Source organism: Phytohabitans houttuyneae (assembly GCF_011764425.1).
Classification (GTDB): Bacteria; Actinomycetota; Actinomycetes; order Mycobacteriales; family Micromonosporaceae; genus Phytohabitans; species Phytohabitans houttuyneae.
The window spans coordinates 248,177-273,886 of sequence record NZ_BLPF01000001.1 but is presented as its reverse complement, the minus strand read 5'-3'; the positions used below and the strand labels follow the sequence as shown (position 1 = coordinate 273,886).

Genomic DNA, 25,710 nt, shown 5'->3' with positions numbered 1-25,710 from the left:
CGTCCCGGTACGCGCCGACCAGCGGTCCGCCCTCGGGCATCAGGCGGCCCACGTGCGCGACCGGCACGGGGCCGGTGCCGGGCAGCACCGCGACGGCCGCGGTGGCGGTGCGGGCCAGCTCGCGCCCGGCGCGGGACACGATCGCGGCGGCCACCTCGTCGCCGTCGCCCGCCGCGCCGACCACGTCCGGTGCGAAGCGTGCCGTGTCGTCGACGACCCGCCGCGAGGTGTACAGGCGCAGCGGCAGCCCTTCGACCGGACCGAAGCGCGCGACGGCCAGCGCCGACAGCGCGGTGGGCGCGCCACGGCCGTCGACCGCGCGCAGCACCGCCGCGATGCCGGCCCGGCCGATGGCGAAGGCGCTGCCGTCGTCGCCGTACAGGTGGCCCCAGCCGTCCACCCGGTGCACGACCGCGGCGGCCGCGTCGACGGCGAGGCAGTTGACGCCGGTGCCCCCGGTCAGCGCCACGCCGTACCCGTCCGGGAGCGCGCCCGCGTGCGCGGTCACGTTGTCCGCGCAGAGCACCACCTCGCCGGCGGACATGAGGCGCGCGACACCGGCCGCGAGCGCGTCCCGCAGCTCCACAGTGGACGGCAGGCCGGTGAGCCCGAGGACCACCCGCTCGACGGGCCCGCCGTGGCCCAGCCGCGTCCACGCCGCGCGCACGGAGCCGAGCGTCACCGAGACCGGGTCGCCGTCGTGGTAGCTGAAGCCGGGCCCGTCGGCGATGGCGCCACCGGCCGACAGGCGCAGCGTCGACTGCCCGCCGTCGACGCCGACGACCAGGCTCATCGCAGCCCCGCACTCATCGCCACGCCCTCCACGAACCGCTTCTGCAGCGACAGGAAGAGCACCACCGTCGGCAGCAGCGCGAGCACCGCGGCGGCCATCATCATCGGGATCCCGCTGGCACCCAGGTTGTTCGCCTGCATGGCGGCCAGGCCGACGGGCAGGGTGCGGTGGTCGTCGTCGGAGGCGACGAGCAGCGGCCAGAGGTGGCTGTCCCAGTTCATGAGGAAGATGAACAGGGCCAGCGCCGCCATCGGGCCGCGCACCAGCGGGCCGATGATCGTCAGCAGGGTGCGGATCACGCCGGCGCCGTCCAGCCGGGCGGCTTCGAGCAGCTCGTCCGGTACCGAGTCGATGGCCTGGCGCATGAGGAAGATGCCGAACGCGCTGGTGCCCGCCGGGATGATCAGGCCGGCGAAGCTGTTGACCCAGCCGAGGTCGTAGATCAGCGCGTACAGCGGCACGTAGATGACCTCGAGCGGCACCATCAGCGTGGCCAGCACGACCACGAACGCCACGTTCCGACCCGGGTAGGAGAACTTGGAGAAGCTGTACCCGGCGAGCGTGCAGGTGACGATGTTGAGCAACGTGACGGTGACGCCGACGAAGACGCTGTTGGCGTAGTAGCGGGCGAACGGCGTCTCCTCGAACGGCAGCCTCAGGTTGTGCCACTCGAAGCGGCTCGGCCACCACTCGATCGGCACCGCGAGCACCTCGCCGCCCGGCTTGAGGGCGGAGATGGCCGCGTACAGCAGGATGGCCGCGAAGGCGAGGCCGCCGGCGGTCACCGGGATCCAGACGAGGCGCCTCATACGTCGTTCCTCCGGAACACCCGAAGCTGCACCAGCGTCACCGCGATGAGCAGCAGGAACATGAGCACGGCCACCGCGCTCGCGCGGCCCATGCGCGCACTCTCGAAGGCGGTCTTGTAAACGAACAGGTTGACCACCTCCGTGTCGAAGGCACCGCCGGTGAGCACCACCTGCGGGCTGAACGCCTGGAAGCCGCGGATCACGGCGATCACCGAGCAGATCGCGGTGATCGGCTTGAGCAGCGGAAACGTGACCCGCCAGAAGCGCTGCCACGTGTTCGCGCCGTCGACGAGGGCCGCCTCGTGCACGTCCTCGGGCATGCGGGCGAGGCCGGCCAGGAAGAGGATGAGGAAGAAGCCGGTCTCCTTCCAGATGCCCATGATCACCAGTGCCCACCTGGCGGTGCTGCTGCTGGTCAGCCAGTTCACGTCGATGTGGAGCGTCTCGTTCAGCAGGCCGTCCGGGTGCAGGACGAGTCGCCAGACGACGGAGATGGCGACCCAGCTCGTGGCGACCGGCAGGAAGTACAGCAGGCGCACCCAGCCGAGCCCGCGCATCCGGCGGCGCAGCACCACGGCGAGGGCCAGCGCGAGGGCGAGCGCGGGCAGGTACGTGCCGACGGTGTAGAAGAGGGAGTTGAGCACCGCCTGCCGGAACCGGGGGTCCTCGGCCAGGAACCGGAAGTTGTCCAGCCCCACGAACTCCGGCGGCGCGGTGAGGCTGTAGTCGAAAAGGCTCAGGTAGAACACCCGCAGCCCCGGGTAGATCGCGAAGAAGGCGAACAGCAGCAGCGCGGGCAGCGACAGCGCGGCGCCGACCAGGTCGCGGCCGTGCACGCGCCGGCGCCGGCCGGGCGCCCGGCTGCTGCCGGGCACCCGAACCGGGCGTGCCGTCGTGGTGGTCAAGAGCCGATGCTCCGCTGTACGGCCTCGTTGGCCTCGGTGAGCACCTGGTCGACCGGCTTGCCGTCGAACACCGCCTCGTCGACCGCCTTGTGGATGGTGTCCTGCACCTCGTTCCAGTGCGGGCCGACCTGGTCGTACCGGCCGTTGGCGTACGCCTGCGCGATCACGTCGATGAACGGGATCTGCTTGGCCGGCGCGCTGCTCTCCCAGCCCTTGACCGGCTGCACGAAGCTCACGTCGGTCAGCCAGCGGTCCCGCGCGCTGGCCAGGTACGCGATGAACTGCCACGCCTCGCTCTTGCGCTTGCTCGCCGCGTTGACCGACCAGAAGTAGCCGTACACCCGGCTGACCGGCTGCGCGGCCGCGTCGACCTGGGGGAGCGGCACGACGGCGAGGTCCTTGTACGTGTCCGGGTTCGACCCCTTGATCTGGTCCATCGACCACGGGTAGACGATGGCCATCGACTGCACGCCGCTGGCCAGGTCCTGGTACGGCGCGGTCGCGTCGCGCGAGGACGTCTTGGGGTCGGCGATCCCGGACGTGCGGGCCAGCTCCACCCAGAGCTGCAGCGCCTTCTTGCTGCCGTCCGAGGTGAGCGTGGCGGTCTTGCCGTCCTGCGACAGGATCGAGCCGCCGGTCTGGTTGGCGAGCGTCTGGAACCACTGGTTGTACCAGCCGGAGTGCAGGTACAGGAAGTTGAACGCCTGCTTGTGCCCGGCCGCGTTGAGCTTCTTGCCGTAGTCGACGACGTCCTGCCACGTCTTCGGCGGGTTGGCGGGATCGAGGCCGGCGTCCTTGAAGTGCTTGGTGTTGATGGCGAACGCGGTGCCGTTGAACTCGCTCGGCACCCCGTACAGCTTGCCCTCGGCGTCCTTGGCGCCGTCGAGCGTGCCGGGTACGTACTCCGCCTCGACCTCCTCCACGGAGGACTTGCCGAAGCCGGCCGGGTCGATCGGGGACAGCAGGCGCTTGGGGAAGTACTCGCCGCGCAGCGCGTTGTCGTCCATGTTGATGATGTCCGGGCCCGCGCCGGTGCTCAGCGAGGTGAGCATCTTCGTGGCGAACTCGGTGTTCGGGATCTGCTGGTACTCGATCTTGACGTTGGGGTGCTTGCTCTCGTACTCGGCGATCAGCTTCTTGTTGAGGTCGATCATCGGCGGGTGGGTGTGGGTCCAGAACGTGAGCGTCACGTTGCCGTCCCCGCCCTCGTCATCGCCGCCGCACGCGGTGAGCGCGCCGGTGCCGGCCACGGCGACCGCTAGGACAAAAGCCATAAAACGCCGTCGATGGCGGTGCGTTGTCACAGGGGGTACCTCCAACGGGTTTGTCGCCGCTCAGGTCAACCGGTCGCGAACCGTGCGGTCACCGGCGGTCGGCAGGAGTTCAACGGTGATCGTGTAGTAGTCGCCGCGGTACATCGACTCGCCGTACTCGACGACGCGCCCCCGCCGGTCCCGCACCAGCGTCTGGATGCGGAAGCACGGCTGGGTGGCGGGGATGCACAGCAGCTCGGCAGTCCGCTGGTCAGGCAGCGCCGGCTCGACGTGTGCCGTGCCGGAGATGATGTCGATCCCGTAGCGTTCCGCCATCAGCGCGTACCAGGAGCCCTCCAGGTCCGCCTCGGTGAGGTCGGGGAAGAGGCGCGCCGGCACCAGGTTGGTCTCCACCGCGAGCGGCTCGTCGTCGCCGAGCCGCAGCCGGATGAAGCGGGTCACCGGATCTCCCTCGGGCACCCGCAGCTGGCGGGCCATCTGCACCGTGGCCCGCATGCGCCGCAGGTCCAGCGTCTTGTTGCTGGCCCGCACGCCCCGCCGGGTCATCTCCTCGGTGAACGAGGCGATGGTCAGGTGCCGTGGCACCCGGGGCCGGCAGGTGTAGGTGCCCTGGCGCTGCCGGCGCTCCAGCAGCCCGTCCAGGACGAGCCGGTCGATCGCCTTGCGCAGCGTCATGCGGGCCACCGACCAGCGCTCGGCCAGCTCCCGCTCGGCGGGGATCCGCTCCCCGGTGGGCAGCGAGTCGATCAGGTCGAGCAGGCGGGCCCGCGCCTCCGCCGCCTTGTCGGCCCCTCCCGTCAGCACCACCCACCTCCTTCCCGGACCTTCGTCGCTGAAGGCACCGTAAGCATGATCGGCTACCGTGGGCTAGACCACCGCGCCGATTCCGCTAGACCACGACCTCGTCGCGCGCGCTCGGCTGCGGGCCGCCTGGTCTAATCCGGGTACGGCCACCGGGTCGCCCGGCCGCCGGACGGTGGACCATGTCCGTAGTCGGCCAAGTCGTCCGATGTCTCTTGTTTCGGCCCCGTCCGGCCGTGATGATGTTGCGATGCGCCCCCTCCCCGCCACGCTGCGCCGCGCGGTGTCCGCCTCGCTCGCGCTCCTGCTCGCCACGGCCGTCGCCGTGCTCGCCGCCGCTCCGCCCGCCACCGCACACGGCACGCTCGCGATGTCGACGCCGGCCGAGGGCGCCACGGTGACGGAGCCGCTGTCGGCCGTCGAGCTGTACTTCACCGAGAAGGTCGCGTCGAACGCGTACTTCACGATCACCGCGCCGGGTGGCGGCCGCCTCGACAACGGCTGGACGTACGGCTCGCCGAAGCCCCTCGCCAAGCCGGTGCGCGAGTACTTCATGGTGGAGGGCAAGTTCGAGCCGCGGGAGTACACGACGGGCTTCCCGGCGGTGGTGACGGTGGCGCACCTGCCGGCCGCCGGGCAGTACTCGGTCAGTTACCTGTCGGTCGCCTCGGACGGCGAGCCGGTGCGGGGCACGATGACCTTCACCTACAGCGGCAGGGCGACGGCGGCGCCGCAGGGGTGGAGCGTGCCGACCAACCAGCCGGACCCCGCGCTGGTGGCGGCCGCCGAGCAGCACGGCACGTCCGGCCACGGCTCGACCGGCGCCGCCGCGGCACCGCCGGCCTCGTCGCCCCCAGCGGCGGCCGCTCCCGCTCCGGCCGAGGACGAGGGCGGTTCGGGCTGGATCGCCTGGTCGGGCTGGGCGGTGGCGATCGCGGCCGCCGTGGCCGGCTTCGTCGGCTGGCGGCGCAAGGCCGTGCCGGCGGGCCGTCCGTCCGGGCGGACCCGCTCCTCGGGCGGCGCGTCCCGGCAGCGCGCCGGCGGCAACCGGCCGGGCACCAAAGCGGCGGCGTCCGCGCGCAGCGGCAGCGCGGCCGGCAAAGGCACGCCCTCGCCGGAGCGGAGCGGGGCCGGCAGAGGCATGTCCTCGCCGGAGCGGAGCGGGGCCGGCAAGGGCGCGGCGCTGTCCGACCGGAACGGCGGCTCGGCGGGCGGCACGGGGACGGCCACGCCGGACAGCGGCGGCGGCTCAGCCGGGGGAGCGGCGGGCAAGGCCGGCGGCTCGGGCGGGGGAGCGGGCAACGGTCGGCGGGTGACGATTCCCGCGGCCCGCAAGCCGGGGTCGGTCGTCACCGCCAGCGCGCAGCCCGCGTCGAAGGAGCCCGCGGGTGAGCCGGAGCCGGCGGAGGGCGGCGACCGTCGCGTGTCCGATGTGGACGAGGTGGCGCCGGCCGGAGGGCTGACGAACACGCGGCTGGCGCTGGTGGCGGGCGGACTTGTGGTGGCGCTGCTGGCCGGGTTCGGGCTGGGGCGGCTGGGCGGGGACGGCGAGCGCGCCGGCGGCGGTGCGGCGGCGACGGTGCCCGCCGGTGCGGCCACCGGCGGCGCGGTCAGCGCGGGCGACGGGCACCAGCATCCGGCCGGTACCGGTGCGCACAGCCACCCCGGCGACGGCAGCGGCGGCGAGGCGCAGGCGACCGGCATGAGCGTGAGCGGCGGCGGGTACACGCTGCGGCCGGAGCGGCGCACGCAGGCGGCGGGGAGCACCGTGAACTACACGTTCCGCGTCGTGGGCGCGGACCGGCAGCCGGCGACGCGCTTCGCGGTGGTACACGACAAGCCCCTGCACCTGGTGGTCGTCGGCCGCGACCTTTCGGGGTACCAGCATCTGCATCCGGCGATGGCCCCCGACGGCACCTGGAGCGTCCCCCTCAAGCTGGCCCGCGCCGGTGGTTACCGGGTCTACGCCGACTTCACGGTGACCGCGGCCGACGGCACCCAGCTGCCGCTCGTGCTCGGCGTCGACCACCACGTGCCGGGCGCGCACACCCCGGCCGCGCTGCCACCGGCGGCGCCGCAGGCGACGGCCGGGCCGTTCGCGGTGTCGATGGAGGGCACGCCGACGGTCGGCGTGACGGCGCCGATGTTCTTCCGGGTCAGCCGCACGGGCGCGCCCGGTCCCGCGACGCTGGAGCGGTACCTGGGCGCGTACGGCCACCTTGTCGTGGTGCGCGAGGGCGACCTCGGCTACGTCCACGTCCACCCGGAGGCGGAGCTGGTGGACGGCGCGGTGAAGTTCTGGCTGACCGCACCGAGCGCCGGCCGCTACCGGGCGTTCTTCGACTTCCAGGTGGGCGGCCAGGTGCACACCGCGGAGTACACAATAGACATTCCCTAGTGCGGTGACCGCTGACGTTTCCCGGGTCCGGCAGGGCCTGGTCCGCCGGGAACCCGGCGAACCATAGCGGTCACCGCACTAGGCGAGGATGTCGGCGACGGCGTCCTGGTCGCCGGCGTCGTGGGCCTGGAGCAGGGTGGCGAAGCGGTCGGCGGGCAGGATGCGGATGCCGAGCTGCTCGGCCTTCGTGGCCTTGGAGCCGGCGCCGTCGCCGACCACGACGAGGTCGGTCTTCTTCGAGACGGAGCCGGAGGGCTTGCCGCCCAGCCGCTCCACCGCCTCGTTGCCCTCGTCGCGGGTGAGGCCGGGCACCGCGCCGGTCACCACCACCGTCATCGGCGAGCCGTCCGCGCGCTGGAGCGGCAGCGCGGACGCGGACGCGGCGGGAGCGGCCCCGCGGGGTTCGGTCATGTTGACGCCGCGGGCGGCGAGCTTCGTGATGAGCGGGGTCAGCTCGACGAGCTCGGCGGCGATCGTGACCGCGCGCTCCGGGCCCACCCCGTCGACCCGCTGCAGCTCGTCGACCGAGGCGGCGAGCAGCGCGTCCATCGTGCCGAAGTGCGCGGCCAGGCGCCGTGACATCGAGCGGCCCATCATGCGCACGCCGAGCGCGGTCAGCACGCGGGACAGGGGCCGCGACTTGGAGCCCTGGATGTTGTTGACGAGCTTGGTGGCGGAGACGTCGCCGAGCCGTTCGAGGGCGGCGAGGGTGGGCACGTCCAGGTCGTAGAGGTCGGCCGGGTCGGTGACCAGGCCCGCGGTGACCACCGCCTGCAGGATGCGGTCGCCGAGGCCCTCGATGTCCATGGAGGTGCGGGCGACGTAGTACTCCAGCGATATGTTGGCGCCGCACGCCCGGCCCTGGGTGCACCGCCACCGCTTCTGCGACCGGTCGATCTCCCCGCCGCAGCGGGGGCAGGCGGCCGGCGGCTCGAACGGCTCCGAGTCCTCCGGCCGCAGGTCGAGCTGCGCGCCCGTGACCTCGGGGATCACGTCGCCGGCGCGGCGGACGAAGACGGTGTCGCCGGCGCGCACGTTGCGGCGTACCAGATCCTCGAAGTTGTGCAGCGTGGCCGAGGTGACGATCACGCCGCCCACCTGCACCGGCTCGAGCACCGCGACCGGAGTGATCACGCCGGTGCGGCCGACCTGGACCTCGATGCGCAGCAGCTTGGTCGTGCGGGTGTCGGCCGGAAACTTGTAAGCCACGCCCCACCGCGGCGCGCGGCTGGACGAGCCGGCGCCCGCGCGGTCCGCGGGCTGGTCGGCCTTGACCACCGCGCCGTCGACCCCGTAGCCGAGCGTGCCGCGGGCGGCGGTGATCGCCTCGACCGCCGCCTTCACCTCCTCGACCGTGGCACAGAGCGAGTACGCGGTGGTGGCCGTCCCCAGCTCCGCCAGCCACGCCATCGCCGCCGACTGCGCCATCGGCTCGGGGATGCCGTGCACCGAGTACGCGAGGAAGGACAGCGGCGCGTCGTAGGGCCGCTTCGGCGCGCGGAGGGTGCCCGCCGCGGCGCTGCGCGGGTGCGCGAACGGCGGCTCGCCGTTGCCGGTGCGCATCGCCTGCGCGGCGACGAAGTCGTCGTCGGTCATGAAGACCTCGCCGCGCACCTCGACGGTCACCGGCTGGCGCAGCCGCGCCGGCAGGCCCGCGGCACGGCGGGCCTGCGCGGTCACATCCTCGCCCGCGAACCCGTCACCCCGCGTCGCCACCAGGGTCAGGACCCCATCGGTGTACCGCGCCGCGATCGCCAGACCGTCGATCTTCGGCTCCACCGTGTACCCGCTGACCGGGCGGCCGAGGATCTTCTCCAGGCGCTCGGCCCACTTGCGCAGCTCGTCCTCGCCGAAGACGTTGTCGAGGCTCAGCATCGGCTCGCTGTGCACGATGTCGCCGACCACGCCGCCGCCGGCGCCGACAGCCTCGGTGGGCGAGCCGGCCTCCTTCCACTCCGGCCGGGTCGCCTCGGTGGCCAGCACGCGGGCCATCAGCCCGTCGTACGTGGCGTCGTCCATCGCCAGGTCGGACCCGCTGTAGTACGCCTCCGCGGCGCCCCGGATCCGCTCGACCGCCGCGCGGTACTCCCCGGCGTCCTCGAACGGTGCCGCCTCCGCCGCGTCCACGACCGGATCGACCGGATCCACCAGGTCCCGCATGCTCGCCGCCCCCTCAGCCTCGCGTGTACGCCGAACATTGTGGCTGGTCGGACCCGTGAGGCGCGAGGACGGGGGGCCATGGAGGGTAGGTCGCCGCCCGTGCGGGTACGGACCGGGAATGACGATCGCGCACCGCACCGTCGACGTGGACGGCATCCGCACCTTCTACCGCGAGGCCGGGCCGCCGGGCGCGCCGGTCGTGCTGCTGCCGCACGGGTACCCCTCGTCGTCGTTCCAGTTTCGCCACCTGATGGCCGCGCTGGCCGACGGGTGGCGGCTTGTCGCGCCCGACTACCCCGGCTTCGGGTACAGCGCCGCGCCGGACGGCTTCGCGTACACGTTCGACGCGTACGCCGGCTTCCTGCGCCGGTTCGTCGACCTGCTCGGCCTCGACCGGTACGCGATCTACCTGCAGGACTACGGCTCCCAGTTCGGCCTGCGGCTGGCCATGTCGGCGCCGGAGCGGGTCGCCGCCCTGATCATCCAGAACGGTGACATCTACCCGGACGAGCACGGGCCGAAGTACGCGCCGCTCAAGGAGTACTGGGCCGACCCCACGCCCGAGGGCCGGGAGAAGCTGAAGGCGGCGGTGAGCGAGGAGGGCTTCCGGGACGAGTTCGTGGGCGAGATCCCCGCGCACCTGCGCGAGCGGGTCAGCCCCGACCTGTGGCGGCTGTCGTGGGCGGTGCTGGGCGACCCGGTACGCCGCGAGCACGTCACGACGCTCCTCGCCGACCAGGGCAGCACGGTGGCGTGGTTCGGGCGGCAGCAGGCGTACCTGCGCGAGCACCGGCCGCCCGCGCTGATCGTGTGGGGACCGCACGACGGGTACATGCCGGCCGGCGCGGCGCGGGCCTACCTGCGCGACCTGCCGGACGCCGAGCTGCACCTGCTGGACGGTGCGGGGCACTGGCTGCTGGAGACGCACCTGGAGGAGGCGGCCGCCCTGATCCGCGACTTCCTCGGTCGCGTGCACCGTTAGCGGCCCGCCGCGCTTGGTGTACGCCTACCAGCGCGCGGGATGGCACGATGCAGCGGTGCTGGAGCGACTCGACGGCGTCGACTGGGCCCGGATCACGCATGCCTACGGGCCGGCCACCGACGTACCCGATCTCATAAAGGACCTGTGCGCGACCGACCCGGACCGGCGGGAGAAGGCGCGCTGGCAGCTGTACGGCAACATCTTCCACCAGGGCACACGTTACGAGGCGACGGCGTACGCGGTGCCGTTCCTGCTCGAGGTGCTCGCCGACGTGGAGTGTGCCGACCAGGGCGAGCTGGTGCGGCTCCTCGCGGCCATCGCGGTGGGGTACGACGAGTTCTGGCTCCCCGACGGCCTCCCCATCGAGGAGCAGCGCCGCGCCGCGGAGGGTGGCGCGATGCTGCTCGCGGCCGCGCCGCATCCGGGTGACGACGAGTGGGACGAGGACGAGGGCGACGCGCAGTACATCGAGGCGCTGTCGCCGCAGGAGCAAGAGGCGATGCTGGCGCACGTGTCGCTCGCGGCGTACGAGGCGGTGCGGCGGGGCGTCCCGCTCTACCGCGCGCTGCTGCGGGAGGACGACACGGGCGTGCGCACCGCCGCGGCGTACCTGCTGGGGTGGTTTCCGGAGGACGCGGAGGGCACCCTCCCGGCGCTCGCCGCGACCGCGGGGTCCGATGTGGACGACGCGCTGGCGGCGACGGCGCGCGTGTCGATGGGGTTGCTGGGGGCGGCGAACGAGTTCGACGACGCGCGGCCGGTCGTGCGGTGGGCCACGGCGATCGGGCAGGTGCGCGTCTTCGGGGCGGGCGCCGGCCAGGAGGCGGTGGACGAGCTGCGCGCGTGGGCGGGCGGAGCCGGGCGGGACGAGCGGGTGCCCTTCCTGGACGGAGACCTGGTGGGCTACGCGACGCTGGCGGTGGACCGGCTGGCGCCGTAGCGGGCTCTCACGGGCGCGCGATGCGGAAGACCACGTGCCGGCCGTCGGCCTCGGTGAAGTCGTAGGCCGGCACGTGCGTCATGCCGAGGCGGCGCATGACCGCCTGTGAGCGCACGTTGTCCTGCATCGTCTCGGCCACGATCTCGGGCAGCTCGAGCGTGTCGAACCCGTACGCGAGCACCGCCCGGGCCGCTTCGGTCGCGTAGCCGTGGCCCCACGCGGACCGGGCCAGGCGCCAGCCGATCTCGATGCCGCCGAATGTCCGCTCCTCGTCGACCGGGTCGAGCCCCGCGAAGCCGGCCAGCTCGCCGCTCGCCACCACCTCGACCGCCCACCAGCCCCAGCCGCGCGCGGTGAGGTCAGCCTCGAACTCGGCCATCGACGCGGCACTCTGCTCGCGCGTGCGCGGGCCGCCCAGGTGGGCGCGGACCTCGGGGTCGGCGTTGAGCGCCGCCCACGGGTCGAGGTCGCCCTCCCGCCAGTGGCGCAGCAGCAGCCGCTCGGTGCGCAGCTCAGTCACGGGCCGCCCCGCGCCCGCGGTCGTTGAGTGTCGGCACGTGCCCAGGCTAGCCATCCGGCCGGCCTGCCCGCTGCCTGGGCCGGGCCCGCGTGACGACCGCTGCGTGGGCCTCCGGGCGGGCGTAGTGTGATGGCGTGCCCACCGCCAGTCGCCCGCACATGCCGGACTACGGGGTCGCCGCCCCGAATGCCGGCAGCGGGCTGCTGCCCTGGTCGTGGGCGGCCGAGCGGCTGGAGCGCTCCCACGACTACTGGGTGGCCACCATCCACCCCGACGGCCATCCCAACATGACGCCGGTGTGGGGCGTGTGGGACGGCGAGGCGGTGTGGTTCAGCTGCGGGCCGCGTTCCCGCAAGGCGCGCAACCTGGAGCGTGACCCCCGCGCCACAGTCACCACCAGCGATCCGAACGAGCCGGTGATCCTGGAGGGCACGGTCGTGCGGGAGGCCGGGCGGTCGGCAAACGAGGCGTTCACCGAGCGGGTCAACGCCAAGTACGGCGGGGGCCTCGCCGTCGACTTCTTCCTCGCCAACGCGACGTACCGGCTGGTGCCCACGTGGGCGATGGGCATGGTCGAGGCCGACTTCAGCGGCTCACCGACCCGCTGGATCTTCACCTGACCGACGAGTCAGTCAGCTCAGGTAGCGGCGGCGGTACTCGCCGTCCGGGTCGAAGCGCTGCGCCTGCCGCTCCGGGTTGAAGCGGCGGTACGGCTTGGTGTCGTTGCCGGTGCCCGCCACCCACTGCCAGTTGCCCCAGTTGTTGGCGACGTCGGCGTCGAGCAGCCAGCGGGCGAACCAGGCCGCGCCCTCCCGCCAGTCCACCTCCAGGTGCTTGGTGAGGTAACTGGCGGTGACGAGCCGGGCGCGGTTGTGCATGAAGCCCTCGGCGACGAGCTGCCGCATGCCGGCGTCCACGATGGACACGCCGGTGCGCCCCTCCTTCCACGCGTCGAGGGCGTCGTGGTCGTCCCGCCACTTCTCGGTCGCACCACTGCGGTACGCCCGGCGGGGCAGCTCCGGAAATCCGGCGAGCACCTGGTGGTAGAAGTCCCGCCAGCACAGTTGCCGCACGAGCTCGGGGGAGTCCACAGCGGACTCCACGGTGAGCGGTGACACGCATCCGAAGTGGAGGTACGGGCTCAGCCGCGACGTCCGGTCCCCGGCCAGGTCGTCGTGGCCCTCCGCGTACCCACCGGCCCGCCGCCGGAACGCCGACAGCCGCTCGCGGGCCGCGCCCTCGCCGCCCGGCACCACGTCCGGCGAGCCGCCGGTCACGGTCGCCGTGGGGAGGCGGCCGACCGCCAGCCCGTCGGGAAGCGTGACCCGGCGCGGTGCGGCGTGCACCTCGCGGCGGCGCACCCCCTGCCACGCCCGCCAGTACGGCGTGAACACCCGGTAGTGGTCGCCGCCGCCGGTCGGTTTCAGCGCGCCGGGCGGCACGATCGTCACGCCGTCGAAGAGCTTGAGCGCCAACCGTTCGGCATCGCAGGCCTTGGTGAGGCGGCGCTGGCGGGTGGCCGCGTACGCGCTGTGGTCGGCGGCCAGCCCGATCCCGAAGGCGTCCACCTCGCGGGCCACCTTCACCGCCTCCTCGACCGGGTCGCCGTGGCGGACGACCAGGTCGCCGCCGCGCGCGCGGAAGGACTCGCGCAGGTCCGCCAGGCATTCGGCGAGGAAGCGCTGCCGGTTGGGGGAGGAGCGGATGCGCGGGTCGACCACGAAGAGCGGTACCACCCGCTCGGCCGCGGCGCAGGCGGCGTGGAGCGCGGGGTTGTCGCGCACGCGCAGGTCACGGGTAAAGAGGACGACGGCCGTCCGCATCAGATCCCCCTCGCCGCGGGGAGCCCGACCGGCGTGCCGGGCGGTGTGAACAGGCACCGGGCGACCATGGCCAGGCGCCGCCGGTTGGGCACCACCGCCCGCCGTACGAAGACGTCGTGCCCGGCGCGCTGTACCTCGTCGAGGATCCCGCCGTACAGGTGGTAGGCGGCCCTGATGCACGCCTGGGAGGCCGGTGCCAGCATCGGCACGCCGGGCGCGGCGGCGGCGTAGTGCTCGCGGGCGCGCCCCACCTCGTACGCGATGAGGGCCCGGATGGCGGGCGAGGACTCGCGGCGCTCCGCGGCCGCGCGGAGGGTGCCCCGGGTGACGCCGAACATGTCCAGGTCGGCGCGGGGCAGGTATACCCGGCCGCGGTCGAGGTCCTCGCCCACGTCGCGGATGAAGTTGGTGAGCTGGAAGGCGAGGCCGAGCTGGCGGGCCGGCTCGCGGGCCATCGCGCGGTCGGCGGGCTCCAGGATCGGCAGCATCATCGTGCCGATCGCGGCGGCCGAACCCTCCATGTAGGACAGCAGGTCGTCGTACGTGGCGTAGTCGCGGACCTCCAGGTCCATCGCCATGCTGCCGAGGAACGTGGCGAAGTCCGTGCGGTCCATCGCGAACTCGTCGATGGTGTGCAGCACCGCGGGCAGGAGGGGGTCGTCGACCCGCTCGCCGGCCAGCCCCGCGATGAACCTGTCCGACCAGTCGGCCAGCTGCCGCGCCCGTTCGGCGTTCGAGAGGCCGTCGGTGCGGTCGACGATCTCGTCGGCGTAGCGGGTGAACCCGTACAGCGCGTGGACGTGGCGGCGTTTCCAGGCAGGCAGGAGGCGGGTAGCCAGGTAGTAGCTGCGGCCGTGCCGGCGGTGCAGGGCGCGGCAGCGCGCGTACGCGGCGGCGAGTGCCGGGTCCATCCCGCTCCTTCGTACTGGAAATTTTCGATGCGGAAACCGATGCAACTCTTACCCTACCGTACGTTACCCTGGCGCCGTGGGAACTAGGGTGACCGAGGAAGGGCTGAGCGCCGGCGAAGTGGCTCGCCGCCTCGGCGTCGCGGTCACCACGCTGCGCAGCTGGCACCGGCGGTACGGGCTGGGCCCGGACCAGCACGAGGCCCGCCACCACCGGCGGTACACCGGGGAGGACCTGTCCCGCCTCGAGGTGATGTGCCGCCTGACCGGCGAGGGGATGCCCGCCGCGGAGGCCGCGCGGGCCGCGCTCGCCATGCACCCCCTCGAAGTCGCCGCCGGGCCGGTCGTCACCACGGGCGGGCGAGCCGGGGGTGGCAACACGATCCCGGTGGGCGGTGCCGGTCCGGAGGCGCGGGGGTTGGCCCGCGCCGCGATGCGCCTGGACGTCGCCACGATGTCGAGTGTCATCACCCGCATGATCGGTGAGCGCGGCGTGTTGCACACCTGGGACCACCTGCTCCGCCCGGTCCTCGCCGGCGTCGGCGACCGGCACGCCGGCAGCGGCGCCCTCGTCGAGGTCGAGCACCTGCTGTCCCGCACCATCTCCGACGCGCTCGCCGCCGTGCCCCGCCCAGCCGGCGCGCCGGCGCCGCGCACGCTGCTCGCCTGCGCCGACGAGGAGCAGCACAGCCTCCCGCTCGAAGCGCTCGCCGCCGCCCTCGCCGAGCGCGGCCACCGCTCGCTGCTGCTCGGCGCCCGCGTGCCGCCGCGCGCGCTCGCCGCCGTGGTCGCCCGCCTCGGCCCCACGGTCGTGATGCTCTGGTCGCAGGCGCCGGCCACCGCCTCCATGGAGCAGCTGGGCGGCCTGCGCGGCACCCCGCTGGTCGCCGCGGCCGGCCCCGGCTGGCCGAGCGCCGGCCTGCCACCGTCGGTCGTCCGCCCCGCCAGCCTCGGCGAGGCCGTCGACCTCGCCCTCCGCTGGCTCCCCAGCGTGGGCTAGCCCGGGCGCCGAAAGATCATTTCCAGAAGACATCGAGCTGCCGCGACGCCCGTCGTGGTCCGGACCGTTGCTCCCGCGGCCTCACCCTCCGCGGGGTCGAGCTCCAGTGCTTCCCGCCGGCGCCCTGCCCCCTCCGGAGCCTCGCGCAACCGGCAGGCGCCGGCCGTCCCGGCCTGGGCTGGATCTCTAGGGTTCGGGGGCGATGACGGCGCCGCTGGGGTCGCGGATGGTGATCGCGGTGACCGGGCAGAGCTCGGCGGCGGCGGCCGCGTCCTCGTCGGGCTCGACCCGCTCGGCGGTCGACCTGGAGCGGCCGTCGACCAGCGTGAAGTGCCGCGGCGCCGTGCCCGCGCAGGTGCCCGCCCCGATGCACCGTCCGGAGTCGACGGACACCTGCCACTGTGGACTCACCAGGCCACCGGCATGTGCTTGAGGCCGCGTACCAGCAGGCCGCTCTTCCACACCAGCTCCGGCTCCGGCACCGCGAACCGCAGCCCGGGCAGGCGCTCCAGCAGGGCGGCGACGGCCACCTGCAGCTCCATCCGGGCCAGCTGAGCCCCGGCACAGTGGTGCACGCCGTGACCGAAGCCGATGTGCGGGTTGGTCGAGCGGGTGAGGTCGAGCGCGTCCGGCCGGGCGAACACGCTCTCGTCGCGGTTGGCCGACGAGAGCGAGCCGATCACCGGCTCGCCGGCGCGGACGAGCACGCCGCCCAGCTCCACGTCTTCGAGGGCGTAGCGGGCGAAGGAGGAGGCGACGCCGAGCGGGACGTACCGCATGAGCTCCTCGACCGCCACGGGCACCAGCTCCGGCGCGGCGCGCAGCCGGTCGAGCTGGTCGGGGTGGGTGAGCAGGACGTACACGAAGTTGGGGATCTGCGTCACGGTGGTCTCGTGCCCGGCGGCGAGCAGGCCGGCGGCCAGCCGCACCATCTCGTCTTCGCTCAGCCGGTCGTTGTCCTCGTCGCGGGCCCGCACCAGCGCGCCGATGAGGTCGTCGGTCGGGCGCACGCGGCGCTCGGCGATCAGGCCGGCCATGTAGCCCCAGAGGCTCTCCAGGTACTGCTTGATCTCCTCCGGGGTGAGCGACGTGGTCGACACGATCGCCTCCGACCAGGCGTGGAAGTGCTCCTGGTCCTCGACCGGGACGCCGAGCAGCTCGCAGATCACTGTGATGGGCAGCGGCGTCGCGAACCGCTCGACCAGGTCGGCCGGCGGCCCGTCCTCGACCATGCGGTCGATCAGGCCGTCGGCGATCTGCCGGGTCCGCGGCCGCAGCAGCTCGACCCGCCGCGCGGTGAACGCCTTGGCGATGAGCCGGCGCAGGCGGCTGTGCTCCGGCGGGTCCATCGACAGCATGCCGCCCTCGATCGGCCGCGGCGTGATCCGTGGCTCGTCCCGCCCGACGCTGGCGGCGCGGCTGAAGCGGGGGTCGCCGAGCACGGTGCGCACGTCCGAGTGGCGGGTGGCGAGCCAGACCTCCTCGCCGAACGGCATCCGCACCCGCGTCAACGGCTCGGTGCGCCGCAGCTCGGCGTAGAAGGGGTCGAGGTGGAGGCGGTCCGGGGCGCTGAACGGGTAGTCGCGTACGGGACGCTGGGTATCCGTCATGTCAACACATCGTACTGAAGGTTATCGATCGTTTGGGACTTCTGCCGCTACGGCGCACCCAGCGTCGACGAGGACGACTCGAGCGAACCGTCGCCGTGGAAGACCGACCGGCGGCCGCCGTCGAGCAGGCCACCCTCCCGCGCGAACCGGGGCATCGCGACGAGCAGCGCCGCGTTGCCGTACAGCGCGACCGCGGGGCCGAGCCGGTCGGCCGACCCGCCCGGGGACGTGGGCTCGGGATGCAGGTCGCGCAGGTGGCGCAGCGCGCGGGCGCCGGCGAGGGTGCGGCGCGGCAGAAACCAGCACGCCACTCCCACCAGCACCACCGTCGCCGCGAGGCCGATCGGCGCGCCGATCACGTCGATGAGCCGCGCCAGCACGTAGGGCGGCACGACCGCCAGGGCCAGCGGCACCAGCACCCGGCGCCGCTGCGGGCGGACGAGCTTGCGGCGGATCAGGTCGCGCCGCACCTCGCCGACGGCCGCCCGGACCCGCTGGTGGTCGGCCAGCTCGCGCGGGCCCGTGTCGCTGTAGAGCGCGCCGAAAAGGGCCTGCTCGAGCGGCTCGGCACCGCGCGGTTTCGACCCCGTGCGCCGCACTCTCCCGTCCCGGCCGGCGACCACGGCCTCACGCGCGTGGAGCATGGCGAGGCCGGTGCGGACGGCGCCCCAGCGGCCGCCGCGCAGGTGGCCGATCCCGGTGGCGGTGAGCCCCTCGATCTGACGCATGCCCGCAGTGTGCGGCACGCCCGCACGTGTCCCACCCGCGGCGGCCGCGGCGTGCATGATCTAGCTGTGCCGTTCACCGCCTCACGGGCTCTCGCGCGCCGGACCGAGCGCTGGTTCGTGCGGCGCGGCGTGCCCACCATGATCGAGGGGTACGGCTTCGCCACCCACGTGCTGCCCCGCATGCTGCCGTCGCTTGCGCTGGTGGCGGTGGCGAGCCTGGCGTGGCTGGTGCCGCTGCGCTCGGCGGGCTCCCGGCGCTGGGTGCTGCTCGGCGCCGTCGTGGTGGCGACCGTGGTCGTGCGGTGGGTGGTCGGCGCGTTCGCCCGCCGCGGGCTGCACCTGTCCCGCGGCGTCACCGTCGCGATCCTCGCCGGCTACGCGCTGATGCCCGTGGCCGTACCCCTGCTGCAGCTCGCCGTCGACGGTGCCGTCACCCCACCCGGCGGCGGCGCGGTGGGGCTGGTCGGGTTCGGCATCTTCTTCGCCGCGGTCTTCGCCGGCACGCTGCTGGCCACCACCTACGGCCTCGGCGCCCTGGTCGGCCGCGCGGTCCGGCACGCGGTCTACGACCTGCGCAACAGCGTGCACCTGCTCGGGCGGGCGCTGCCGGCACTGCTGTTCGTGACGCTCTTCCTGTTCTTCACCGGCGAGCTGTGGCAGGCCATGAACCGCCTCGGCTGGTGGCGGCTGGCGCTCGTGGTCGCACTGTTCGCGGCGGTCACGATCCTCGCCGCGGCGGCCCGCCTGCGCGACGAGGTCGGCCGCGTCGAGCAGGACCTCAGCCCGCCCCGCCTGTCCGCGGCCTGCGCGGGCACCCCTCTGGCCGACGCGCCCATCGACGAGCTCGCCCCGACGGCCCGCTCCGCCCGGTGCCCCTCAACGGCCGCCAGTCCCGCAACCTGCTGCTGATGCTCGCCACCCGGCAGCTCGTGCAGGCGGCGGTGGTGGGGCTGGCACTGTTCGCGTTCTTCCTCGTGCTGGGACTGCTGGTCGTGACGCCCGAGACCGCCGAGCAGTGGATCGGCGCCGAGCCGGCCCGGTCGGCGCTGTTCCCGGCGGTACCGGTGGCACTGCTGCGCAACGCGACGCTGTTCGCCGGGTTCGGCAGCATGTACTTCGCCGTGACCTCGATGAGCGACGCCGACCACCGCCGCCAGTTCTTCGCGCCGATCCTCGACGAGGTCGAACGCACCCTCGCGGTCCGCGCCGTCTACCTCGCCGTCCGGCAGAGCAAGCAGCCCGAACCCGCCCAGTGGAGCGGCGACTAGAGCCTCCAGCTCACGGTGCCCCTACCCGTGCTTCTGCAGATCTTTCGAGGCGGGAGTGCGTGAGTCCATCCGCAGTTCGGCGCGGTCGTCGCGGTCGGTGACTGTCGATCAGGTGCAGGCGGTGTGGCTTCGGGACCTTGGTGAGTTAGCGCGTTATTTCGCCGCCAACTTGCCAAGATCTGCTGGAGTGGGCTCCTGGGATGAGCTGGGCGACCGCGGAGGATGAGGCGGCAACCGCGGGCACAGCGGCAGCGCTCATCTAACCCGTCGCGGCGGTCGAGCCGGGCCGGGCTTGCCGCGCGGGCCCGGCAGCGGAGGTCGGGGATCTCGGCGAGCCCTGCGAGCCGCCGACCGGAGCGGTGCCCGCGGGAGCATGCGGTCCGCAGGTGGCGCGGACCGGGGCATATCCGCTCGAAGCAGTCCTGAGGCTCGAAGAGGTCCTAAGGCAGGATGGCGTCGACGTAGCCGCCGTCCACGCGGACCGCGCCGCCGGTGGTGGCGGAGGCCAGCGGGGAGCTGAGGTAGACGACGAGGTTGGCGATCTCGGCCGGCTCGATGAGGCGCTGCAGCAGCGACTGCGGGCGGTGCCGCCGCATGAACTCGCGCTGCGCCTCTTCCCACGGCAGTGAGCGGTCGACGAGCTGGTACACGAAGTCCTCGACGCCGCCGGTGTGCGTGGGGCCGGCGATCACCGAGTTGACGGTGACGCCCGTGCCGGCGGCGGCCTTGGCGAAGCCGCGCGAGACGGCGAGCAGCGAGGTCTTGGACATCCCGTAGTGGATCATTTCGGCGGGGGTGACGATCGCGGAGTCGCTGGCGATGTTCAGCACGCGGCCCCAGGCGCGGCCGGTCATGCCGGGCAGGTAGGCGCGGGTGAGGCGGACCGCGGTGAGCACGTTGACCTCGAAGTAGCGGCGCCACTCGTCGTCGGTGATCTCCAGGGCCTCGCGGGCGCCGAAAACGCCGAGGTTGTTGACGAGGATGTCGACCGCGGGCGCGGCGGCCAGCACCGCGGCGGTGCCCTCGTCGCTGGCCACGTCGCCGGGCGCGGCGGTGAAGCGGCCGTCCGGCACCTCGGCGGTGAGGGCGGCGACGGCGCGGTCGACGGACTCGGCGCCGCGGCCGTTGACGGCGACGGACGCTCCGGCGCGGGCCAGGCCGGCGGCGATGGCCCGGCCGATGCCCTGCGTCGAGCCGGTGACGAGCGCGGACCTGCCGCTCAGGTCGATCGGGATCACGCCTCGACCCTATGGGGCCGCGGGCTTGACCGGCGGGAGAACGCGACGCCCGGAGCAGGCGCGCGACGCGGGTGTGGGACGGCCTTGACCGCTCCGGGTGGATACGCATAGATTCGGGTCACTGCGGGATTCCGGGCATTCCGCCGGTCGCGTGCGACCGGCGCTTTCGCTCGTCACCACAGCGTCAAGGAGTGCCCGCATGTCCGCAACACCCCCCGCCGAAGACGAGGAGCCCAACGCTCCGGCGCAGCACCGCAAGGTCCTGCGCCTGGACAGCCACGGGCGCACGATGATCGCGGTCACGGTCGCCTGCGTGTGCCTCGCCGCGGCCACGCTCGTCGCGTCCGCGCTCGATCTCGTCGGGCCGGCACACGACGCGGGGGCGACGGCCAACCGGGCGGTGCCGGCCTTCCAGGACCCGGCGCAGCCGGTGCCCGAGCGGGTCGCGGACCTCATGGGGCGGATGACGCTCGAAGACAAGCTCGGCCAGCTCGCGCAGGTCGACCGGGCCGCGTTGACCAGCCCGCAGGACATCGCGGCGTACCGCATCGGTTCGATCCTGTCCGGCGGCGGCTCGGCACCGGCCAACAACACCCCGACCGGCTGGGCGGACATGTACGACGGGTTCCAGAGCGCGGCACAGGCCACGCCGCTCGGTATCCCGGTCATCTACGGCATCGACGCCGTGCACGGGCACAACAACGTGCGCGGGGCGACGATCTTCCCGCACAACATCGGCCTCGGCGCGAGCCGCGACCCCGGGCTGGTGCAGGCGGTCGGCCGCGCCACCGCCGAGGAGGTCGCCGGCACCGGCATCGACTGGACCTTCGCGCCTTGCCTGTGCGTGGCGCGCAACGACCGGTGGGGCCGCACGTACGAGTCGTTCGGCGAGCAGGCCGAGATCGCCACCTCGATGACCTCGATCATCGGCGGATTCCAGGGCGGCGACCTCGGCGCGCCCACGTCGATCCTCGCCACGGCCAAGCACTACGTCGGCGACGGCGGCACGACCGGCGGGCGCGACCAGGGCAACACCGAGATCTCCGAGGCCGAGCTGCGGGCCGTGCACCTGCCTCCGTTCCAGGCGGCCATCGCGCAGGGCGTCGGCTCGATCATGGTCAGCTTCAGCAGTTGGAACGGGCAGAAGCTGCACGGCCACCGCCAGCTGCTCACCGACGTGCTCAAGGGCGAGCTCGGGTTCACCGGTTTCGTGGTCACGGACTGGGCGGGCATCGACCAGATCGACGGGCAGCGCGGCTTCACCGGCGCGGAGATCAGCACCGCGATCAACGCGGGCGTCGACATGGTGATGGTGCCAACGGACTACCGGCAGTTCCTGCAGCTGCTGCGCAACGAGGTGGACGCCGGCCGCATCCCGATGGAGCGGATCGACGACGCCAACCGCCGCATCCTGACCAAGAAGTTCGAGCTGGGGCTCTTCGAGCGGCGCTTCACCGACCGGGCGCTCACCTCCACCGTCGGCAACCAGGCGCACCGCGACCTGGCCCGCGACGCGGTTCGCCGCTCGCAGGTGCTGCTCAAGAACGACGGCAACGTGCTCCCGCTGGCCAAGAGCGGCGGCAAGATCTTCGTTGCCGGCAAGAGCGCCGACGACATCGGCCTCCAGTCGGGCGGGTGGACGATCTCGTGGCAGGGCGCGGCCGGCAACACCACGCCGGGCACCACGATCCTGCAGGGCATCCGCGCGACGGTGGGCTCGGGCGCCACGGTCACGTACAACCGGGACGGCACCGGCATCGACTCCTCCTTCCGCGCCGCGATCGCGGTGGTGGGGGAGACCCCGTACGCCGAGGGGCAGGGCGACCGCACCGGCGCGATGGGGCTGGACACCGCCGACCTGCAGGTGCTGTCGCGGCTGCGCGCGTCGGGCGTACCCGTGATCGTGGTCCTGGTCTCGGGCCGCCCGCTGGACATCGCCGCGCAGGTCGACGGGTGGGCGGCGCTGGTCGCCGCGTGGCTGCCCGGCACCGAGGGGCAGGGCGTGGCGGACGTGCTGTTCGGCGACTACAAGCCGAGCGCGAAGCTGCCGGTGACCTGGATGCGCAGCGTCTCCCAGCAGCCGATCAACGTGGGCGACGGCAAGCCGCCCCTGTTCGCGTACGGCTTCGGCCTCACCTACCCGGGCGGCCCCACCACCCCGTCGCCCTCGCCGTCGGTGTCCACGCCGCCGCCGGTGCAGACGACGCCGCCGGTACAGACCACGCGGCCGCCGCAGAGCACGCCGCCCGTGCAGACCACCCGGCCGCCGGCCACCACGGCCGCGCCGACGACGCCGACCGCGGGCGTGGCCTCGTGCACCTTCCGGTACACGGTGAGCAACCAGTGGCAGAACGGCTTCGTCGCCGAGGCGCGGATCACCGCCGGGTCGGCTCCGGTGAGCGGGTGGACGGTGCGCTTCGCGTTCCCGGGCAACCAGGCGATCACCAACTCCTGGAGCGCCTCGGTCACCCAGAGCGGCACGCAGGTGTCCGCGGCCAACCGTGACTACAACGCGACCATCCCGGCGGGTGGCAGCGTGACGTTCGGGTTCCAGGCGACGTACAGCGGCACGAACTCGCCCCCGACCGGTGCCACGCTCAACGGGACGGCCTGCGCCGCGGGATAGGGGACGGCGCGCGCGCCTCCACCGAACCGGTTGGTTCACCATCCGAACGGCCATGGCTCACGGGCGGTCGCGTTTGGCGCACACAGAGTACGTTTCTGGCCGTCGATCTCCGTTGACCCTCGCCTGTGGAATGACCATGCGGGCACACAGCAAGGAGAACCCATGACACGAAGAGGTCGGACGCGCCGTTCCGCGCTGCGAGTGGCTCTCGCCGCGGCCGTCGCGCTCTCGTCGCCACTCCTCCTCAGCTCGACCAGCGGCTCGGCGTCGGCCGCGCCCACCCCCAACGCCGTCGTCACCTGGGACGCCCTCGCCCAGGAGTCCATCTGGGACGTGGCGCGGCAGGCTCCGAACGCACAGGGCCGCAGCTTCGCCATCGTGCACGGCGCCATCTACGACGCGGTCAACGCGATCGCGGGCAAGCCGTACCAGCCGTACCTCGGCGCTCCGGCGGCGACGGGCACCGAGTCGGTCGACGCCGCGGTGGCGACGGCGGCGTTCCGCACGCTGGAGTGGCTCTTCCCGGCACAGCAGGCGGCGATCCAGGCCAAGTACGACTCCTTCATGGCCGGCATCCCCAACGGCACGCCGAAGACCGCCGGTGCGGCGATCGGCCAGAGGACGGCGGCCGCGATGATCGTGGCGCGTACCAACGACGGCGCCTTCGGTACGCGCACCTGGCGGCCCTCGACCGCGCCCGGGCAGTGGCGGCCGACCCCACCGACGTTCGCCTCGGACGGCGCGTGGACGATGGACGTCAAGCCGTTCCTGATCCCCAGGAACTCCAGCTTCACCACCGCGGGCCCGCCGGCGCTGACCAGCTCCCAGTACGCGCGGGAGTTCAACGAGGTGAAGGCGATCGGCGCGGTCAACAGCACCACGCGCACTGCCGACCAGACCGACGCCGCGAGATGGTGGCACGACCGCAGGCTGACCGAGTGGGAGATCAAGCGGCAGCTCGCGGTCAACAACGGGCTGACCAACCTGCAGGCCGCGCGCATGTTCGCGATGGTGGACATGACCGAGACGGACTCGCTGATCGCCTGCTACTACGAGAAGTACAAGTGGAACTTCTGGCGCCCGGTCACGGCGATCCAGGAGGCGGCGAGTGACGGCAACCCGGCGACCGTCGCCGACCCGTCCTGGATGCCGCTGCTCGTCACGCCGCCGTTCCCGGACTACACGTCGGGCCACACGTGCTACACGGCCGCGTCGATGGCCATGCTGTCGCACTTCTACGGCACCGACCGCAAGTCCTTCAGCGCGACAAGTGCCGACACCGGTACGACCCGGTACTTCACCAGCTTCTCCGGTGCCCTCAGAGAGGTCAACGAGGCCCGGATCTGGGGCGGTATCCACTACCGCAGTGCCGACGCCCAAGGTGCCGTCATCGGCGCGAAGACCGCGGCGTACGTGATTCCGCGGTACTTCAGGCCAACCCGATAGGACCGTCCGCCGGAGGGCCGGGCCGTACAGGCCCGGCCCTGCGGCCCTACTCTCTAGCTCGTGCGCATCGGCACCTACAACGTGGAAAACCTCTTCAACCGGGCCCGCGCCCTCGACCAGCGCACCTGGTCGGCCGGGCGGCCCGCGCTCGAGGCGTACGAGCAGATCTGTGAGCTCCTCGAAGAGCCGCTGTACACACCGGACATCCAGGCCGGCATCCTGCGCCTGCTGCGCAAGCTCGACCTGCTCAACAGCGACAGCGCGCGCTTCGCCCGGCTCCGGCAAAACCGCGGCCGCCTGCTGCGCCGCTCCCGCAAGGACGGCGTGCTGGTCGTGGCGAAGGGCCGCGGCGACTGGATCGGCTGGGTCGAGCTGACCACCGACCGCGTCGACGAGCAGGGCATGCTGAACACGGCGCGGGTCATGCACGACGTCGGCGCGGACATCCTCGGCGTGATCGAGGCGGAAAACCGCATCGCGCTCAAGCGCTTCACCGACGCGGGCCTGCTGGTCGGCGGCGTGCCGAGGTACCCGCAGGTGATGGTCGTCGACGGCAACGACGAGCGCGGGATCGACGTGGGCGTGCTGGCGACCGCGGCGTACCCGCTTATAGGCCAGCGCAGCCATGTGGACGACACCGACGAGGTGGGCCGCGTGTTCAGCCGCGACTGCCCGGAGTACCACTTCGCCACCCCGAGTGGCGGCCGGCTCGTCGTGCTGGTCAACCACCTCAAGAGCAAGGGCTACGGCGGCAAGGTCGCCTCCGACACGACCCGCCGCCGCCAGGCCAGCCGCATCGCCGAGATCTACCGCGACCTGGTGGCGGACGGCATCACCGACGTCGCGGTGGTCGGCGACCTCAACGACACCCCGGAGAGCGAGCCGCTGGCCCCGCTGCTGCACGGCACGGACCTGCGCGACATCTCCACCCATCCGTCCTTTGCGGACGGTGGACGCCCCGGCACGTACGGCTACTGCACCGCCCGAAGCAAGATCGACTATGTGCTGCTGTCGCCGTCGCTGTGGGCCCGCACGACCGGGGGCGGCATCTTCCGCAAGGGCGTGTGGGGCGGCAAGCGCGGCGTGCTGTGGCCCATCTACGACACGATGACCAAGGCCGTGCACGCCGGCTCCGACCACGCCTGCATCTACGCCGACATCGACCTGTAGGGGCGCTGGCCGTCTTCGGGCCCACCGCGGCTCCCGCGGCCTCACCCTCCGCGGTGGGCGAGCTCACCCCGGAGCGGGCTCCTGGGTTGAGCTGGGCGACCGCGGAGGGTGAGCGGCAACCGCGGGTGAAGCGGCAGCTCGCCGTTAACTCGGGCTCGACTGCGGCGCCGCTTGCGGCCAACGGATTGTCGCTGACGGTTGTAAAGCTCTCCCCGACGGTGCCGCATCGGTCCGTGACTGCCGAGCAGGAGCGGGTCTTGGGGCTGAGCCTGGCGACCGCGGACGGTGAGGCCGCGGGAGCAACGGTCCGG

Annotated in this window: 22 protein-coding genes and 1 pseudogene; 10 read left to right on the top strand and 13 right to left on the bottom strand. The window is 73.1% G+C overall.

Going from position 1 to position 25,710, the window contains the following annotated elements; all coding sequences use genetic code 11:
* Nucleotides 1-118: 118 nt before the first annotated feature.
* From Phou_RS55250 to Phou_RS01250, 5 genes and pseudogenes are all read right to left on the bottom strand, one after another.
* Nucleotides 119-793, bottom strand: a pseudogene (locus tag Phou_RS55250) (N-acetylglucosamine kinase); the annotation flags it as partial.
* Nucleotides 790-1,602, bottom strand: coding sequence for a carbohydrate ABC transporter permease (locus Phou_RS01265; protein ID WP_173052783.1), 813 nt, complete (start codon nucleotides 1,600-1,602; stop codon nucleotides 790-792). The gene Phou_RS01265 and the pseudogene Phou_RS55250, both read right to left, overlap by 4 nt.
* The gene (locus Phou_RS01260; protein WP_173052781.1) at nucleotides 1,599-2,507 is read right to left on the bottom strand and encodes a carbohydrate ABC transporter permease; all 909 of its coding nucleotides are present in this window, start codon (nucleotides 2,505-2,507) and stop codon (nucleotides 1,599-1,601) included. The genes Phou_RS01265 and Phou_RS01260 overlap by 4 nt, the downstream gene beginning before the upstream one ends.
* Nucleotides 2,504-3,781 (bottom strand): ABC transporter substrate-binding protein, encoded by a 1,278-nt coding sequence (locus Phou_RS01255; RefSeq protein ID WP_173052779.1) that lies wholly within the window; start codon nucleotides 3,779-3,781, stop codon nucleotides 2,504-2,506. Before Phou_RS01255 ends, Phou_RS01260 begins: the two co-directional genes overlap by 4 nt.
* 60 nt (nucleotides 3,782-3,841) lie before the next feature.
* Nucleotides 3,842-4,585: a GntR family transcriptional regulator gene (locus tag Phou_RS01250; protein WP_173052776.1), complete on the bottom strand. Its 744-nt coding sequence runs from the start codon at nucleotides 4,583-4,585 to the stop codon at nucleotides 3,842-3,844.
* 247 nt (nucleotides 4,586-4,832) lie between these two features.
* Here Phou_RS01250 and Phou_RS01245 point away from each other — a divergent pair, with 247 nt between their 5' ends.
* The gene (locus Phou_RS01245) at nucleotides 4,833-6,980 is read left to right on the top strand and encodes a copper resistance CopC family protein (RefSeq protein WP_173052774.1); all 2,148 of its coding nucleotides are present in this window, start codon (nucleotides 4,833-4,835) and stop codon (nucleotides 6,978-6,980) included.
* A 78-nt stretch (nucleotides 6,981-7,058) separates the two neighbouring features.
* Here the strand turns inward: Phou_RS01245 and ligA are convergent, their stop codons facing one another.
* On the bottom strand, nucleotides 7,059-9,140 hold the full coding sequence (ligA, locus tag Phou_RS01240) for an NAD-dependent DNA ligase LigA (protein ID WP_173052772.1): 2,082 nt from the start codon (nucleotides 9,138-9,140) through the stop codon (nucleotides 7,059-7,061).
* A gap of 118 nt (nucleotides 9,141-9,258) precedes the next feature.
* Between ligA and Phou_RS01235 the strand changes: the two genes are divergently transcribed.
* Both Phou_RS01235 and Phou_RS01230 read left to right on the top strand, forming a co-directional pair.
* Nucleotides 9,259-10,122 (top strand): alpha/beta fold hydrolase, encoded by an 864-nt coding sequence (locus Phou_RS01235; protein ID WP_173052770.1) that lies wholly within the window; start codon nucleotides 9,259-9,261, stop codon nucleotides 10,120-10,122.
* 55 nt (nucleotides 10,123-10,177) lie between these two features.
* A complete protein-coding gene (locus tag Phou_RS01230; RefSeq protein WP_173052768.1) occupies nucleotides 10,178-11,062 on the top strand; it encodes a hypothetical protein in 885 nt (294 codons plus the stop codon).
* A 7-nt stretch (nucleotides 11,063-11,069) separates the two neighbouring features.
* Here the strand turns inward: Phou_RS01230 and Phou_RS01225 are convergent, their stop codons facing one another.
* On the bottom strand, nucleotides 11,070-11,582 hold the full coding sequence (locus tag Phou_RS01225) for a GNAT family N-acetyltransferase (protein WP_173052766.1): 513 nt from the start codon (nucleotides 11,580-11,582) through the stop codon (nucleotides 11,070-11,072).
* 134 nt (nucleotides 11,583-11,716) lie between these two features.
* On the opposite strand from Phou_RS01225, the gene Phou_RS01220 reads away from it, so the two are divergent.
* On the top strand, nucleotides 11,717-12,202 hold the full coding sequence (locus Phou_RS01220) for a pyridoxamine 5'-phosphate oxidase family protein (protein ID WP_218578610.1): 486 nt from the start codon (nucleotides 11,717-11,719) through the stop codon (nucleotides 12,200-12,202).
* 12 nt (nucleotides 12,203-12,214) lie between these two features.
* Here the strand turns inward: Phou_RS01220 and Phou_RS01215 are convergent, their stop codons facing one another.
* Nucleotides 12,215-13,405 carry a cryptochrome/photolyase family protein gene (locus Phou_RS01215; protein WP_173052764.1) on the bottom strand — a complete coding sequence of 397 codons (1,191 nt, stop codon included), beginning with the start codon at nucleotides 13,403-13,405 and terminating at the stop codon, nucleotides 12,215-12,217.
* Nucleotides 13,405-14,316 (bottom strand): phytoene/squalene synthase family protein, encoded by a 912-nt coding sequence (locus tag Phou_RS01210; RefSeq protein WP_173052762.1) that lies wholly within the window; start codon nucleotides 14,314-14,316, stop codon nucleotides 13,405-13,407. Before Phou_RS01210 ends, Phou_RS01215 begins: the two co-directional genes overlap by 1 nt.
* Nucleotides 14,317-14,404: 88 nt before the next feature.
* On the opposite strand from Phou_RS01210, the gene Phou_RS01205 reads away from it, so the two are divergent.
* Nucleotides 14,405-15,313, top strand: coding sequence for a MerR family transcriptional regulator (locus Phou_RS01205; protein WP_173058040.1), 909 nt, complete (start codon nucleotides 14,405-14,407; stop codon nucleotides 15,311-15,313).
* Between the two features lie 186 nt (nucleotides 15,314-15,499).
* Here Phou_RS01205 and Phou_RS01200 read toward each other — a convergent pair whose 3' ends face one another.
* From Phou_RS01200 to Phou_RS01190, 3 genes are read right to left on the bottom strand one after another with little or no spacing between them, the layout of a single operon-like run.
* A complete protein-coding gene (locus Phou_RS01200) occupies nucleotides 15,500-15,724 on the bottom strand; it encodes a ferredoxin (RefSeq protein WP_173052760.1) in 225 nt (74 codons plus the stop codon).
* On the bottom strand, nucleotides 15,721-16,923 hold the full coding sequence (locus tag Phou_RS01195) for a cytochrome P450 (RefSeq protein ID WP_173052758.1): 1,203 nt from the start codon (nucleotides 16,921-16,923) through the stop codon (nucleotides 15,721-15,723). Before Phou_RS01195 ends, Phou_RS01200 begins: the two co-directional genes overlap by 4 nt.
* Nucleotides 16,924-16,970: 47 nt before the next feature.
* Entirely contained in the window at nucleotides 16,971-17,651 is a 681-nt protein-coding gene (locus tag Phou_RS01190) for a TIGR04222 domain-containing membrane protein (RefSeq protein WP_173052756.1), read from the bottom strand.
* 66 nt (nucleotides 17,652-17,717) lie between these two features.
* Here Phou_RS01190 and Phou_RS01185 point away from each other — a divergent pair, with 66 nt between their 5' ends.
* On the top strand, nucleotides 17,718-18,560 hold the full coding sequence (locus tag Phou_RS01185; protein ID WP_173052754.1) for a hypothetical protein: 843 nt from the start codon (nucleotides 17,718-17,720) through the stop codon (nucleotides 18,558-18,560).
* Nucleotides 18,521-18,919, top strand: coding sequence for a hypothetical protein (locus tag Phou_RS01180; protein ID WP_173052752.1), 399 nt, complete (start codon nucleotides 18,521-18,523; stop codon nucleotides 18,917-18,919). The genes Phou_RS01185 and Phou_RS01180 overlap by 40 nt, the downstream gene beginning before the upstream one ends.
* A 440-nt stretch (nucleotides 18,920-19,359) precedes the next feature.
* Here Phou_RS01180 and Phou_RS01175 read toward each other — a convergent pair whose 3' ends face one another.
* Nucleotides 19,360-20,157, bottom strand: a complete 798-nt coding sequence (locus Phou_RS01175) for an SDR family NAD(P)-dependent oxidoreductase (protein ID WP_246273118.1) — start codon at nucleotides 20,155-20,157, stop codon at nucleotides 19,360-19,362.
* 199 nt (nucleotides 20,158-20,356) lie between these two features.
* Between Phou_RS01175 and Phou_RS01170 the strand changes: the two genes are divergently transcribed.
* The 3 genes from Phou_RS01170 to Phou_RS01160 all read left to right on the top strand — a co-directional run bounded on the left by Phou_RS01170 (nucleotide 20,357) and on the right by Phou_RS01160 (nucleotide 25,399).
* A complete protein-coding gene (locus Phou_RS01170) occupies nucleotides 20,357-22,783 on the top strand; it encodes a glycoside hydrolase family 3 N-terminal domain-containing protein (RefSeq protein WP_218578608.1) in 2,427 nt (808 codons plus the stop codon).
* Between the two features lie 162 nt (nucleotides 22,784-22,945).
* A complete protein-coding gene (locus Phou_RS01165) occupies nucleotides 22,946-24,229 on the top strand; it encodes a vanadium-dependent haloperoxidase (RefSeq protein WP_173052750.1) in 1,284 nt (427 codons plus the stop codon).
* A gap of 60 nt (nucleotides 24,230-24,289) precedes the next feature.
* Entirely contained in the window at nucleotides 24,290-25,399 is a 1,110-nt protein-coding gene (locus Phou_RS01160) for an endonuclease/exonuclease/phosphatase family protein (RefSeq protein ID WP_173052747.1), read from the top strand.
* Nucleotides 25,400-25,710 lie beyond the last annotated feature (311 nt).

What these genes read in the sequence shown, in the direction of transcription:
- Phou_RS01235 (WP_173052770.1), top strand. Translation starts at nt 9,259, where the DNA reads ATGACGATCGCGCACCGCACCGTCGACGTGGACGGCATCCGCACCTTC.
- Phou_RS01215 (WP_173052764.1), bottom strand. Translation starts at nt 13,405, where the DNA reads ATGCGGACGGCCGTCGTCCTCTTTACCCGTGACCTGCGCGTGCGCGAC.
- Phou_RS01190 (WP_173052756.1), bottom strand. Translation starts at nt 17,651, where the DNA reads ATGCGTCAGATCGAGGGGCTCACCGCCACCGGGATCGGCCACCTGCGC.
- Phou_RS01170 (WP_218578608.1), top strand. Translation starts at nt 20,357, where the DNA reads ATGTCCGCAACACCCCCCGCCGAAGACGAGGAGCCCAACGCTCCGGCG.
- Phou_RS01195 (WP_173052758.1), bottom strand. Translation starts at nt 16,923, where the DNA reads ATGACGGATACCCAGCGTCCCGTACGCGACTACCCGTTCAGCGCCCCG.
- Phou_RS01265 (WP_173052783.1), bottom strand. Translation starts at nt 1,602, where the DNA reads ATGAGGCGCCTCGTCTGGATCCCGGTGACCGCCGGCGGCCTCGCCTTC.
- Phou_RS01165 (WP_173052750.1), top strand. Translation starts at nt 22,946, where the DNA reads ATGACACGAAGAGGTCGGACGCGCCGTTCCGCGCTGCGAGTGGCTCTC.
- Phou_RS01255 (WP_173052779.1), bottom strand. Translation starts at nt 3,781, where the DNA reads ATGGCTTTTGTCCTAGCGGTCGCCGTGGCCGGCACCGGCGCGCTCACC.
- ligA (WP_173052772.1), bottom strand. Translation starts at nt 9,140, where the DNA reads ATGCGGGACCTGGTGGATCCGGTCGATCCGGTCGTGGACGCGGCGGAG.
- Phou_RS01210 (WP_173052762.1), bottom strand. Translation starts at nt 14,316, where the DNA reads ATGGACCCGGCACTCGCCGCCGCGTACGCGCGCTGCCGCGCCCTGCAC.
- Phou_RS01245 (WP_173052774.1), top strand. Translation starts at nt 4,833, where the DNA reads ATGCGCCCCCTCCCCGCCACGCTGCGCCGCGCGGTGTCCGCCTCGCTC.